We start from the raw sequence: 12485 nt of genomic DNA, 5'->3' as shown, positions 1-12485 counted from the left end.
GCTCAGACACCTCTCTTGTGTCCCCAGACCAGGGTGTGCAGCCTGGTCGTGATGTTCCAGCCGCGGTCGATGACGTCGGCGACGAGCACGTCCGTGTGCTTGCCGATCGCCTCGCTGCTCTGCCCCTCGGGCATGATCCAGACCGACCGGATGCCGTACTCCTCGACGAGGCCGGCGACCTCGTCGAGATCGTTCGTCTCCCGGCAGACGAACTTGAAGGTGCTGGAGGGCAGCCCCGCCAGCCTGTGCAGGGCGGCCGGCACGATGCGCCGCCCGACCGGGTCTCCCGCGTGGGAGAGCTTGGGCGATACGTTGAAGCGCACGCCGGCCGCGATCAGGTCCTCGTCGGGCACCCTGGTGCCGTTCGTCTCGATCTCGATCTCGACGCCGCGGCCGGTCAGTTCGCCGACGAGCGGCACCAGCCGCTTCTGCTGGTTCAGGGGCTCTCCGCCCGAGATCACCACCATGCCGACGTCGAGGGCGAGCAGCTTTTCCGCGACCGCGCCGACGGGCATCGGATGGAGCTCGGCCTTGGGATCGAACGCGGTCGCCGCGTCGCTCTTCCCCGCCCAGTCCCAGGTGTACGGGGTGTCGCACCAGTGGCACGAGAGATTGCAGCCTCCCAGCCGCAGGAACGCGCACCGGCGGCCGATGGACCGGCCTTCGCCCTGGAAGGCCGCTAGGTGGGGCCGAAGATCTCATTGACGACGAGTTCCGGTTCCACAGGGCACCACCTCCTTTTCATGTCGGGGTTTCACGCGGGCTCTTCGGTGGAGGAAGGGTCAGGGCCGGTACTCGGCCCAGGTCTTCGGCGTCTCGGACACGCGCACGGCCGTCAGCTCCGGGTAGACCGTGGACCACTGTTCGTAGATCCACACCGCGAGGTTCTCGGCCGAGGGGTTCTGCTCCTCGACCACGTCGTTCAGGTGCCGGTGGTCGAGCAGCTCGTCGATCCACTTCTTGAACCCGGAGAGCTCCCCGTAGTCCCGGACGAAGCCGGGGGCGGTGAGCCGGTCGCGTCCGGCGCTCAGCTCGACCTCGACCACGTAGTTGTGGCCGTGCAGGCGGCCGCACTGGTGGCCTTCGGGCAGTCCGTCCAGCTGGTGGCTCGCCGAGAAGGCGAACTGCTTGGTGATGCGCAGGGTCATGATCAACCGTTCTGATAAGTCGTCGGGTCTTGTACTCCGGCGTCGCGGAAGGCTTCCTGCCGCTCCCAGCAGGGTGCGCAGCGGCCGCAGTGGGTCTCCTCGCCGCGGAAGCAGGTCCACGTCCGGGTCCACGGCACGCCGAGCTCCTCGCCCAGCAGGACGACGCCGCTCTTCTCCATCCCGGACAGGGGCGCCAGCAGGCCGAGGTCCGGGTGTGCGTATCCCCGGGTCGCGATCCTCTCCATGGCGATGAAGGATTCGAGGAACGCGGGGGTGCTGTCGGGAACCGAGGTGACGTCGCCCGCTATGACGCCGATGGCGACGGCCTCGGCCTTCTCCACGACGGCGATCGCGAAGGCGACGGCGAGCAGCAGGGCATTGCGGTTCGGGACGATGTTCGGGCTCTCCCCGTAACCGCTCCAGGTCTGTTCGGGCACGTCGACCGAGGGGTCGGTGAGGGAGGAGCCGCGGAACATGGCGCCGACGGCGCGCAGGTCGGCGACCTGGTGAACGGCGCCGAGCCGCTCGGCCGCGGCGGCCGCGAAGTCGTGTTCCTTGCGGTGCCGCTGGCCGTAGTCGACCGACAGCAGGTGTACGTCGTTCCCCTGCTCCTTGAGCCGGTGGGCCATGGTCACGGAGTCCATGCCCCCGGAGACGATGGCGATGATCTTCGACATGAGCGTCCTTGCTGATGGGTGAGCCGGGCTGGGCCGGCGGGTGGGCCGGGCGACGGGGTCGTCAGGCGAGCGGGGTGCCGTGGACGGTCACGGCCGCGGCCGCCTCGTCCAGCGCCGCCGTGCAGCTCTTCTCCGTCCCGGCCACCGCGATGACGAAGGCGTACCGGGAGCGGACGGGGTCCTTGGGCGGCAGCCGGAGCTCCTTGCCCGGGCCCGCCAGGATCCGGACCTCGTGGGTCCCGTCCGGGAGCCGGTCGCGGTCCACCTCGACGGAGGCGGTCGTCAGGTCCTGATCGGGGTAGAGGAAGCGGATGGCCGCGACGGCCGACCGTGTGGGCTCGGTGCCGGGCTCCGCGCCGACGGCCAGGTCTGCCGCGATCAGGCCGATGTCCACGCCGGTGGCGAGCCCGCCCAGGTAGGGGATGCGGTCTCCGCCGACCCGGGCGTTGATCTCCACGACCCGCGGTCCGTCGCCGGTCAGCCGCAGTTCCGTGTGGGTGACGGTGTCGGTGAGCCCGACCGCGGTGTGCGCGTCCTGGAGGACCTTCAGCAGGCGCGGGTCGTCCAGCAGCGGGTCTCCGGCCATGACCAGGTGGCCGGTCTCCTCGAAGCCGGGGGCGTATCCGAGCGACTTGTGGGCCACGAACAGCGCGGTGACGCGTCCGTCGCGGCACACGGCCTCCACGCTGATCTCCGGCCCGTCGAGGAACTCCTCGACCAGGATCGGGCGCTCGTACGGGGCGACCTCGTCGAACCAGATCCGGCCGGCCTCCTCGAAGGCCTGCTCCAGCTGCTCCGGACCGGCCGCCAGGGTCACGCCGCAGCTGGCCGAGAGGGCACGTGGTTTGACGACCACCGGGTAGCCGATCCGGTCGGCGGCCTCCCGGGCCTCCTCGAGGCCGGCGACGGCGATCGACGCGGCCTGCGGCACCCCGGCGCGCCTCAGCGCCTCGCGCCCCGTGTACTTGTCTCGGCAGGCGCGGACCGCCCCGGGCGGGCTGGTGCGCAGGCCCAGCGCGGTGGCCAGCCCGGCGGTGGCCTCCACCCGCGTCTCCTCGTAGGTCAGCACACCGGAGAACCGCTCCGCCGTGGCCCGGGCGAGAGCCGTCATCGCTTCGACGTCCAGCGTGTCCACCACGCTGTGGCCCTCGATGTGGGGAAGCTCCCAGGTCGGAGGCTCCGGGCAGAACAGGTGCACCCGGTATTCGGTCGCCATGGACCGGAGCATGTATTCGCGCCAGACCTGCCCGCCGCTGCCGATCAGCAGCAGCAGCGGCCTTTCGGCGGCGGCCACGGCAGGCGTGACGTCCACGGCAGGCATGACCTCCGCGGCAGGCATGACGTCCGCGGCGGGTGTCGCGTCCGCGGCGTCGGCGAGCTCCACGACGAATTGCGCGACGGACTCCTTCGCGCGGGCCAGGGCGGTGTCCGCGTCCGCTCCGGTGGCGAAGGCGAAGCCCGCCCGGTCCTCCGAGTTCCGGACCGGAGGGATCACGTCGCCCACGGCCGCCGTGAGGACGGCGTCCTCCACCCCCTCGCGGGCCAGGGCCTCCGCCACGCCGCCGACGGCCGTCACCCGGCCCTCCGGAGGCGTGCAGAACCAGATGGCGGCAGCACCGGCGAACGGCTCCCGCACCATGTCCACCGGCTCCCCCGACAGCCACGAGAACGTGAGCTGGTGGATGTCGAAGCCCGTGGCGAGCCGGACCAGCTCGACGATCGCGTCGCCTCCCGGGCGGGTGTGCGTCTCGATGAGACGGGGCCCCCGTCCGGTGAGGATCATCTCGGTGTGCCCCGGGCCCTCCTGCACGCCGAGGGCGGTCAGCACCGCCTTCGTCTCGTCGGCGAGCGCGGCACGCTCCGAGGGCGTGATGCGCGCGGGCACCACGTGGCCGATCTCGACGCGGTTGTCGTTCGTGAACTTCTCGGTGACGGCCAGGAGGTGGTGCTCGCCGGCGGTGCTGTGGGTCTCGACGCTGAATTCCCGTCCCACGAGGAACTCTTCGACCACCCACGGCGCCGCGCCTTCCCCGTCGCCGGCACCGCTGGAGTCCAGCTCCTCCGCCGCGCTTTCGAGCTCCGGCAGGCCGGTGACGACGTGGATGCCCGTGCTCCCGGTCCCCCGGGCCGGCTTGAGGATCACCGGGAATCCGTGGGCTGCGGCGAATTCCCGCAGGTCGTCCCGGTTCCGCACCTTCGCGGCGGCCACCTGGCGCACTGCCGTGCCCCGCAGGACGTCCCGCATGAGCGCCTTGTCGTTGACGGCCGAGGTCGTCCGGAGGGGGTTCGCGCCGAGCCCGAGTTCGTGGTTGATCTGCGCGACGGCCTGGAGGTACGTGTCCCCCGCCGTCAGGGCCAGGTCGAACGGCGCCTCCCGGTGCAGCGCGATCGCGGTACGGACGGCCTGCTCCGGCGTGAGCCCGGGCAGCGCGGTCAGGGAATCGGCGAGGTCGTGGTGGCGCCCGGTCACCGAGGACTCGGGGCCCAGGTAGGTGATGTGCAGGCCCGCGTTCCGGGCCGCCTCCAGCACCTCCGTACGCATGCCCCCGACGATCAGGACGCTTTTGACGACAGAATTCCGTATCACTCCGCGATACCTGCGATCTCTTCGTACCTCGCCTGGAGGTGCTCCGGGCGGCCGGCCTGGACGGCGTGGAATCCGCCGATCCCGAACAGCCCGCTGCGCTTGCGGGCGGCGAGCTTCTCCTCGAAGACGGCGCGAGGCATTCCTTCGGTGTAGTAGGACTTGCTGTGGATCGGCAGCTGGATCCTCACGTTGGCCCCGGGATCGCGCACCGTTCCCGGCGGGTCCTCGCCCCTGGCGACCTGCTGGATCGCCTCGAAGTACCGGCGGCGCAGCATGGTGATGCCCGCGTCGCTGCGCCCCAGCTGCTCACTGGTCCGGTCCGTGACGGCTCCCTGGCCCGCCCAGGTCGCGAAGTCCTGGTTCAGGGTGTGCGACATGATGACGTCGCCGGTCTCGGGGTCGGTGTACGGGCCGTACCAGTACGGGACGGTGTCGGAGTCCTGCTCGCCGGTGGACACGTCCTCCGGGAGCACGGAGTACTGCCAGGTGATGTTGAGGGTGCGCCGGTCGTCCATCGGCACGCGGAACTCGATCGTGCTGCCGGAGACCAGGGTGTACGGCCACAGGCAGAGGATTCCTCCGTCGGCCACGTTGCTGGTGCGCGCGTACTCGCCCTTCGGGGCATCGACCGTGTCGACGACCCGGCCGTTGACGAATCCGTACTCGAACTCCAGGAATTCGATGTCCAGGTGGGTCGCGACGTAGTCGCGGGCGTCGGGGTTGCCGCGCACCACGTTTCCGTTCGAATGCAGCCATTCGAAATGGACCGGGTCGACGCCGTTCTCGTGGCACTGGAACCAGTTGCAGGGGAGTTCCGTCATGATGACTTCGACGAAGCCGTGGCTCCAGCTGAAGGGTTCGAAGTCCGGCAGCAGCGGCGCGGGGTCCGGGCCCAGGTAGGCCCAGACGAGACCGCCGAGCGTCGCGGTGGGGTACGAGGCCACGCGGACCTTGTCGCGGAACCCTCCGGCCGGGCCCGCCTCCTCGAACGGCTGGCTGACACAGCGGCCGCTCGCGTCGAACGCCCACCCGTGGTAGGCGCACCGCATGTCGTCGCCGTCGACCCAGCCGAGGGCGAGATCGGCACGCCGGTGGGGACAGTGGCGGGAGATCAGGCCGTGGCCGCCGTCCTGCTTGCGGAACAACAGGAGGTCCTCGCCCAGCAGCCTGACCGGCTTGACCCGCCGTTCGCGCAGCTCCATGGCCGGAGCGACCGGGTGCCAATACCGGCGCAGTAGTTCACCCATGGGCGTGCCGGGACCCACTTCCGTCAAGGTCCGGTTCTTCTCCGCTGACAGCACTGTGATCCTGTCTTTCGCGCCGTGAAAACGAATGGGGAAAGGAGCGTGGAAAGGGGGGAATTCGGGGGGTGGAAAGGGGGGTTCGGAAAGGGGGGTTCGGAAGGAACCGTGGAAGCGGGTTCCGTCCTTTCCTGCGGCCAGCCTGTGGCGCGATGCCACCGGTGTTCAAGGCGTTGCCTGTTGTCCGAGCGATTGGGCAACGGCTGACAACGGCCGCGCCGGATGGGGCACTCCGGGCCGCAACACGCCTCTCACCTGCACGGACACCGTCGGCTGAGCTGACGTAGGGTGAGAAACGGGGCGGCGCGCACGGCAGGGCGGCCGACAGGAGTGCCGGGGGGAAACAGGTGCTGATCGGGGAGCGGATCCGGGCCCTGCGCATGGAGCGCGGGTGGTCGCTGTCGCAGCTGTCGCAGCTCGTCAACTACAGCAAGAGCTATCTGAGCCGGGTCGAGAACGGCACCCGTGCGGTCTCCCCCGAACTCGCCCGGCTGTGCGACCGCGTGATGGACGCGGACGGCGAGTTGACGCGGCTGGTCACGGCGGCGGGCCCGCCCGCGCTGGGCTGCCGCGAGCCGGAGGCACGGACGGCGGAGGCCCGGACGGCGGGGGCCCGTACCGAGGAGGCCCGGGCGGCGGAGGGCCGCAGGCGTCCCCTCCCCGCGCAGTTGCCCGCCGCCGGGGAGATGTGGGGCCGGGACGGCGAACTGGCCCGTGCGGAGGCGCTCCTCGCGCGGCACCCCGGACCGTCGGTGCTCGTGGTGGACGGGATGGGCGGCGCGGGCAAGACCACGTTCGCCGTCTCGCTGGCCCGGCGCCTGGGCCCGTCGTACCCAGACGGGGCGCTCTTCACCGACCTGCGGGCCCACGGCCCGGACGGCAGCCCCGCGGTGCCGGGCGACGTGGCCGCGGGGCTGCTGCGCGCTCTCGGAGCGGCGCCGGAGGACATCGCCGTCGAGCCGGCCGAGCGTGCGGCACTGCTGCGCAGCGTCCTGGCGGAGCGCCGGGTGGTCATGGTCCTCGACGACGCGGACTCGGCCTCGCAGGTCGCGCCGCTGCTGCCCGGCACCGGCCACAGCCTCGTCCTGGTCACCAGCAGACGGCGGCTGACGGGCCTGAGCGTCCGGCACGACGCGATGCGCCTGAGCCTGGAGCCGATGTCCGCCGACGAGGCCGTGCTGCTGCTGCGGCGAGCGCTCGACCGGCGCGCGGTGTCCCCGGCGGCAGCGCTTCCGGAACCGGTGCCTCATGAGGCCGTTCCGGCCGGCTCCCCCGCCGGCGACGTCGTGCTGGCCGCCATCGCGCACCGCTGCGCGTACCTTCCGCTGGCGCTGCGCATAGCCGCCGAGCGGGTGGCCGAACGGGGCCCGGTCTTCGCCGCCGCGCTGGCCGAGGAGCTGGGCGGGGCGAGTTCGCGGCTGGACGCCCTGGCGGTGCCGGGAGAGGCCGAGACGGCGGTGCGGCCGGTGTTCGCCTGCTCGTACCGGACGCTGCCGGAGAAACAGGCGCGGGCGTTCCGGCTGCTGGCACGTCACCCGGGCGTCGTGGCGGGGGTGGATGCCGTGGCGGCCCTCCTGGGCGAGCCGCCCGCCGTCGCCTTACGCCTGCTCGGCGAATTGCACGCCGCCCATCTGGTGGCGGAGGTCGCGCCGGGCCGGTACCGGATGCACGACCTGCTGCGGGAGTACGCGGGGGAACGCGCCGAGGCCGAGGAGTCCCCGGAGGCGCTGGCGGCCTCCACCGGGCGGGTGCTCGGCTGGTACCTGCACACCGCCGAGGCCGCTGCCGACCAGTTGCTCGGGCTCGGGCGCCACCGCGTGCCGCTCGATCCGCTTCCCGAGGGGTGCCGCCCGCGGCGCTTCGCGTCCGTCACCGAGGCGCTGGAATGGTACGAGCACGAGCGCGTGAACCTGCTGGCCTGCGCGCGGGCCGCCCGCGCGGCGGGCAGCACGGTGGCCTGGCAGCTGCCCCACGCGCTCTGGAGCTTCTCGTTCCTGCGCCACCACCATCACGACCAGCTGGAGGCCGGGCGCATCGCCCGCGGCGCCGCCGCCCCGGGGGCGGCACTGGCCGAGGCATGTGCGGAGCTGGTCCTGGCCAGCGCTTGCGCGGGCCTTCGCCGGCACGCGACGGCGGACGGGCACTACCGCCGGGCGATCGAGCGGTTCGCCGCGGCGGGGGATCACACCGGCGAAGGGGGCGTGCTCCTCGGCTACGCCCTGTCCTGCATGCGGCAGGGCCGCGTCGCCGAGGCGAACGGGCATGTCGAGCGGGCCCTGGAGCTGTTCACGGCGGCCGGCAGCGCCTGGGGCACGGCGATGGCGCTCTTCGCACTGGGCGAGGCCCTGCTGGCCCAGGGCCGGCCGCGGGCGGCGCTCGCACCGCTGTCCCGGGCGCGCGAGCTGCACCGCACGCACGGCTCGCTGTGGCTGCAGGCGTCGTCCTGGACGCTCACCGGGACCGCCTACCGGGACCTGGGCGAGCACACGAGCGCGGAGGACTGCTACCGCGCGGCGCTGGAGCTCCACGGCCGCACCGGAATGCTCGCCGGCACCGCGCAGGCCCTGCACCAGCTCGGCATCTGCCTGAGCCTGCAGGGCCGGGCGCAGCAGGCGCGGCGGGCCTGGCTGCGGGCGTGGGCGGTCTACGAAGCGCTGGCGGATCCGCGCGAGCAGGACGTCCGGCGCTCCCTCGCCGGGCTGGCGCCCTGCCGCGCGGCGGACGGCGGCGGTCCCGGACAGGTGGCCGGCTCGCGCGTCGGCCGACCGGCGCTTCCCGCCTCCTGATCGGCGGGGCACCGCTTCGGGCGGGAGACGTCTCCGGGCAGGCAGGAGATCGCGGCGCCGGCCGGCGCCGGCCGGCTGCGCCCGCTGATCGACACGGTGCTGCCCTCGAACGGGCCGCCAAGGCAACGGGATCGGCGACAACGGCCGCACCACGGGAAAGATCGTCCTGACCGTCGCCGCATGACGGCGGACTCCGCACCGTAGGCCCCACCACCCGCCCGGAACGGATGCATGGACACGCCATGTACGCTCCCAGCCATGCGATTTTCGGCGAGTGCCCTCCTCTTCGACAGCGATGAAACGCTGGTCTCCTCCCTGCAGTCGGTCAAGCGCGTCTGGAGCAGCTGGGTCGAGTCGTACGGCATGACGCTGGAGGAGGCCATGGCCCGCGTCGAGGTGCACGGCCGGCCGGCCGCCGAGATCGCCGCCGCCCTCCTGCCCGCCGGTCAGGTCGCCGAAGGGCTCCGGCGCCTGGCCGACGCAGAGGTGGCCGACGCGCTCGCCGGTGGCGTGGTGCCCGTGCCCGGTGCCGTCGCGCTGCTGGCCTCGCTGCCCCAGGACCGCTGGGCCGTGGTGACGTCCAGCAGCCGGCGCGTGGCCGAGACCCGCCTCGGCCAGGTGGGGATCCACCCCAAGTTCCTCATCACCTCGGACGACGACCTCACCCACTACAAGCCCCACCCGGAGCCCTTCCTCCTGGCGGCCGAGCGGCTCGGTGTCGACCCGTCCCGGTGCATCGTCGTCGAGGACGCGCCCGCCGGCCTGGCCGCCGGGCGGGCGGCCGGCATGGCGACGATCGCCTTGACGACGACGCACCGCCCGGACGAACTCGACGCGGACGCCACGGTCGCCGATCTGACCGCCGTGTCCGCCCGGGTCGACGAGGCCGGGGAGCTGGAGATCGTCGTCGGCTGAGCGAGCCGCCGAGCGGTCCGCCCGCCGTGCTTTCCCGGCCCGCGCCCACGGCGGACGGACCGGGAATGCCTCAGGAGCCTCTGGAGTCTCTGGAGCCGAGCCTGCCCTGACGGCCCTACGAGACCGTCAGCTCCGCAATGCCCGTTCGGGACTCGGCCTTGGCATCACTGCGTACCACCACCCGTACGTACCGCGCGGATGCCGCCCCGCCACCGGTGGCGACGGTGCGCCACTGCCGCCCGTCGGCGGACAGCTGGACGTCGTACGAGGCCGGTGCCGGGCCGTTCCAGGCGGGGGTGACCTTGGTGACGCGTACGGGCTTGCCGAGGTCGGTGGTGAGGGTGCCGGACGGCCCGTCCGGGACCCATGCCGTGGCCGCGTTGCCGTCGACGGCGGCGGCCGCGTACATGCCGGGCTCCTCGGAGGAGGCGGTGACCGCGGTGCAGCGGGCCAGGTTGCCGGTCGGGACGAGGTCGGGGCGGCGCGTCTTGAGGACGGCCGGGGCGGCCTCGGTGAGGACCTGTTCGCCCTGCGGGGTGTCCAGGGTCATGGGCGCACCGTCGGTGAGCCGCACGGTGGTGTCGTGGGCGCCGAGCTCGATGTCGTACGTGCGTCCCTGCCAGTGCAGACCGCGCAGCGTGACTCCGCGGCCGAGCTGCGGGGGCAGCATCGGGTCGAGGCGGAGCCGGTCCTCGCGCATGCGCATGCCGGTCAGGCCGTTGGTGAACGTCTGCAGGAAGCCGCCCTTGCCGGTGAGGAAGTCGTGCGCGGGCGAGCCGGCCAGCGGGTCCTCGGCGCCCGCCTTGGCGCCGCGCGCCTCGGAGAATTGGGCGAAGGGGCCGCGGACGAACGGCCTGATGGAGCGCTGCAGGTAGGTGTACGCCGAGCAGCCCGGTTCGCCCGTTCCGGCGGCGGCGATGGCGTGGACCGAGTCCGTCATGGCGGGGCCGTCGGGGTCGGTCCGCTGTGCGTAGTAGTCGAGGGTGCTCGTCGCGGCGCCCTCGGGCATCGGCCACTCCAGGGGGTACATCAGCAGCACCGTGTCGGCCTGTTTGATCTTGCTGCCCTGGTAGCCGTCGTACTGCTGGAAGACCTTGCGCTGCGCGTCGTAGGGGATCCGGATGCGGTCGGCGATCGTCTTCCACTCCCCCGGCGCGCGCTCGCCGAGCAGCTGGGCGGCGCGGGCGGCGTTGCGCAGCGCGGTGACGGCTCCGGCGTTGGTGAAGACCGCGTCGTCGACGCCGTTGCTGTACTCGTCGGGGCCGGCGGTGTCCTTGATGGAGTAGCTGCCGTCCGCGTTGCGGTGCACCCTCCCGGCCCAGAACTCGGCGATGCCCTTCATCACCGGCCAGCCGCGCTCGCGCAGCCAGGCGGTGTCGCCGGTGGCGAGGTAGTACTGCCAGGTGGCGAGGGAGATGTCGGACTGGAGGTGGATCTGGGTGCGGCAGTGCGGCGGGTCCACACTGTGGCACTCCCGGGCCAGATCGCCCTTGCTGCCGCTGTTCCAGGGGTAGAAGAGCCCCTGGTAGCCGAGCTTGCGGGCGTTCTCGCGCGCTCCGGGCAGGGTCCGGTAGCGGTACTCGACGACGGTCCTGGCCAGTTCGGGCGAGGTGGCGAGCAGGGCCGGGTACATCCAGGTCTCGGCGTCCCAGAACACCAGGCCAGCGTAGTTGTCGCTGGTCAGCCCGGCCGGGGCGATGCTGTTGGCGGCGCCCTCCCGGGTGCTGGACAGCAGCCCGTAGCGTGCGGAGCGCACCCATGCCTGCAGGTCGCGCCGGCCGGGCACCTCGATGTCGGAACGCCACAGCCGGGCCCAGGCGGCGGTGTGGGCGCGCGCCAGACCGTCCCATCCGCGCCGGGCGGCGCGCTGCGAGGCGTTCGTGGCGTCCTGGCGGGGCGCGCGCGAGGTCAGGGCGGTGTCGACGCCCACGTACTTGGTGAGTTCGTACGCCCGGCCCTTGCGGACGGGGAAGGTGAGGGACTGCTGTGCGCTCAGGTCCTCGGCGGCGTCCGCCTGCCGGGCCTTCGCCGGGCGCACGCCGTGGCCGGCGCGCAGGGTGGAGGCGACCGCGCCGTCGGTGTCCGTTCCGTCGGTGCGGAAGGCGACGTCCATGGTCCGGCCGTTCCGGTCGCCCTGGTCGCCGCGGCCGGACCCCGCGGTCCGGTCGCCGCCGCCGGTCTGCCGGATGCGCCGGGCGCCGCGCCCGTCGATCCGGTCGGTCACGGTGGCCTCGCCGCTCCAGCGCGGCGTCATGCTCAGCCGTACGGCGCCCGCGTGCGGGTCGTTGCGGTCGGCAAGCACTTCGTAGACCAGGTCGGTCTTCCGTCCGTCGGCGGCGGTCCACGTCAGGGACGTCCGGACGATGCCGCAGTGCAGGAAGAGGGTCTGCCGGTATCCGGAGATACGACCCGGATTCGTCGAAGAGTTGAAGGTGTCGCCGTGTTCGCCGCCGGTTCCGACGCTGAGCGTGGTCCAGGTGGGCAGGGCTGCTGCGGCCTGCCGGTCCCCGGCGGTCTGCTTGTTGTGCGCGTAGAGACCGGAGACGAAGGAGCCGTCGTAGCTCGGGGTGAAGAGCGGCCAGCCGGTCTTGGCGCTGCTGTCGGTGTAGCCGGCCCCGTTGGGCGCGACGCGCTGGCCCAGGTAGCCGTTGCCCACGTAGGCGTGGTGGGTGTCGTCGGGGTCGAGGCGGGTGTTCTCGAGGGTCCAGCCGTCGTCCGTCCGGCAGTTGCCGGAGGACGGGGAGACGGAGGTGGGGGGACGGTCGGTGGGGGGCTGTGCCGCCGGGGCGGCGGCCGCGGGCGCCGCCGAGGCGACGAGCGCGCCTGCGAGCAGCAGTGCGGACAGGCGGACGGGACGCGGCCGCGCGCCGGGAGAGTACGTCATTGTGCTCCGTCGTTTTGATCTCCTGCGAGAGTCCCGCGACCATAATTTTGTGAACGGTAAACGTCAATACCTTCGGTAACTCGTACGAGTGTTGAAGACGTTGGCGACCGTGCTCAACGTACATCGCCGAAGAGTTGCGCGCGCGGCGACCGCGTCCGGGAACCCCGCCTCCAGGCCCTGTCGTCGG

8 protein-coding genes are annotated in these 12485 nt (G+C 72.5%); 2 read left to right on the top strand and 6 right to left on the bottom strand.

Going from position 1 to position 12485, the window contains the following annotated elements; genetic code table 11:
• Nucleotides 1-2: 2 nt before the first annotated feature.
• The 5 genes from AS857_RS12655 to AS857_RS12635 form a co-directional block, all read right to left on the bottom strand.
• Entirely contained in the window at nt 3-626 is a 624-nt protein-coding gene (locus AS857_RS12655; protein WP_338058265.1) for a 7-carboxy-7-deazaguanine synthase QueE, read from the bottom strand.
• 156 nt (nt 627-782) lie between these two features.
• The gene (locus tag AS857_RS12650) at nt 783-1148 is read right to left on the bottom strand and encodes a 6-pyruvoyl trahydropterin synthase family protein (protein ID WP_058043204.1); all 366 of its coding nucleotides are present in this window, start codon (nt 1146-1148) and stop codon (nt 783-785) included.
• A 2-nt stretch (nt 1149-1150) separates the two neighbouring features.
• Nucleotides 1151-1825, bottom strand: a complete 675-nt coding sequence (locus AS857_RS12645) for a 7-cyano-7-deazaguanine synthase (RefSeq protein WP_058043203.1) — start codon at nt 1823-1825, stop codon at nt 1151-1153.
• A 61-nt stretch (nt 1826-1886) separates the two neighbouring features.
• Complete coding sequence (locus tag AS857_RS38825) at nt 1887-4367, bottom strand: ATP-grasp domain-containing protein (RefSeq protein ID WP_107105566.1); 2481 nt, start codon at nt 4365-4367, stop codon at nt 1887-1889.
• Nucleotides 4368-4408: 41 nt separating this feature from the next.
• Nucleotides 4409-5677 (bottom strand): Rieske 2Fe-2S domain-containing protein, encoded by a 1269-nt coding sequence (locus AS857_RS12635; RefSeq protein WP_245700101.1) that lies wholly within the window; start codon nt 5675-5677, stop codon nt 4409-4411.
• A gap of 383 nt (nt 5678-6060) precedes the next feature.
• Here AS857_RS12635 and AS857_RS12630 point away from each other — a divergent pair, with 383 nt between their 5' ends.
• Both AS857_RS12630 and AS857_RS12625 read left to right on the top strand, forming a co-directional pair.
• The gene (locus AS857_RS12630) at nt 6061-8499 is read left to right on the top strand and encodes a tetratricopeptide repeat protein (protein ID WP_058043201.1); all 2439 of its coding nucleotides are present in this window, start codon (nt 6061-6063) and stop codon (nt 8497-8499) included.
• A gap of 258 nt (nt 8500-8757) precedes the next feature.
• Nucleotides 8758-9414 carry an HAD-IA family hydrolase gene (locus AS857_RS12625; RefSeq protein WP_058043200.1) on the top strand — a complete coding sequence of 219 codons (657 nt, stop codon included), beginning with the start codon at nt 8758-8760 and terminating at the stop codon, nt 9412-9414.
• A 115-nt stretch (nt 9415-9529) separates the two neighbouring features.
• Here the strand turns inward: AS857_RS12625 and AS857_RS12620 are convergent, their stop codons facing one another.
• Nucleotides 9530-12298: a discoidin domain-containing protein gene (locus AS857_RS12620; protein WP_058043199.1), complete on the bottom strand. Its 2769-nt coding sequence runs from the start codon at nt 12296-12298 to the stop codon at nt 9530-9532.
• Between the last annotated feature and the right edge of the window lie 187 nt (nt 12299-12485).

The sequence above is a fragment of the Streptomyces roseifaciens genome (genome assembly GCF_001445655.1).
Lineage (GTDB): Bacteria > Actinomycetota > Actinomycetes > Streptomycetales > Streptomycetaceae > Streptomyces > Streptomyces aureoversilis.
Note: the sequence above shows the minus strand (reverse complement) of the source record. Positions and strands in the feature narration are given on the sequence as shown.